Here is a 1,134-nt window from a genome sequence, read left to right as displayed (position 1 = left end):
ATAATAAAATATCTTTATCGGATTATAAATGCCTTTCAATTTTGGAAATAAAAGCGTCCGAAAAACGATTGGTTGAAATGAATTCTTATATTGACGAAATAATCAAAAAATCTTTTGATAAATATTTTGACAATTTGGATTTTATTACAAATAATACAATAGAATTTATACATAAAAATATTGAGCGAAGGGAAAAAGAGCAGTTGATAAAAATTGATATGATTAAAAAAGAGATTGAAGAGAACGCTAATTTGAACGAAAACGAAATTGAAGAAAAGAGAAAAGAATACGACAGAAAGGAAGAGATTATTGACTCACTTTTGGAAACTCTTAATTAAATTATTAATTTTATAAGGATAATTTATAAATGGAAAATCTTTTAAAAAAAGTCGAAGAGCTTCTTAAAAATATGAACGATTTTCAAAAAAAGCTTTCTTATATCGACTCGGTGCGGGACGATGCGGATAAAATTCACAAAATGCAGGAAGCGATTGATAAGTCGGACAATTTTTGGAAAGTATTCAACGAATTCAATCAAAATTTTAATAATTATAAAGATTTGTATTCTGAAACTAATAAAAGAATAGAAAATATAAACGAAACATTAAACGGAAGACTTGCAAAATTAAATTCCGAGATAAACGAAAGTAAAAAATCTTTTGACGAAAAAACGGAAAAAATAAATAATTTTGTCGAAACCGAAACTAAAACTATTAACGGCGAAATAGACAAATTGAATAATTTAGTAAAAACGGAATTTAACGAAGCTAACGAAAAAATCAATTCGATTAATATAAATATTATTAATCAAATTGAAAATATCGATTTGAAAATAAATAATTTATCCGAAAGTTTTGATAAAAAAATTAAAGATATTGATTTTGAAATAACGACTAAAATTGGCAAACTTGAAAATTCCAATAAAAAATTATTTTTTCTGTCGATATTTTTGCCGATTGCGTCCGCTTTGTTAGTGATATTATTAAATTATTTTAAGGTTATTTAAAAATCAAATTAAAGGAGTATTTATGTTGCCAAATAAACCGCCCTACTTTTATAAATGTAATTCCTGCGGGAAAACTTTTAGCTCGTCCGAAAAAGTAAATCCGATTTTGGAATTCTTTAATATAAAAA

The 1,134-nt window shown here is 25.1% G+C and carries 2 protein-coding genes; both read left to right on the top strand.

The window, feature by feature from the left end:
* The coding region (locus EZH24_RS14335) for a hypothetical protein (RefSeq protein WP_201798599.1) at nucleotides 1–338 on the top strand (338 nt) is incomplete at its 5' end.
* 29 nt (nucleotides 339–367) lie between these two features.
* Nucleotides 368–1,006 carry a hypothetical protein gene (locus tag EZH24_RS12290; protein WP_137999347.1) on the top strand — a complete coding sequence of 213 codons (639 nt, stop codon included), beginning with the start codon at nucleotides 368–370 and terminating at the stop codon, nucleotides 1,004–1,006.
* Nucleotides 1,007–1,134: the final 128 nt, after the last annotated feature.

Origin of the sequence: Brachyspira catarrhinii, from assembly GCF_005518285.1 — a bacterium.
GTDB classification, from domain to species: Bacteria; Spirochaetota; Brachyspiria; order Brachyspirales; family Brachyspiraceae; genus Brachyspira; species Brachyspira catarrhinii.
Note: the sequence above shows the minus strand (reverse complement) of the source record. Positions and strands in the feature narration are given on the sequence as shown.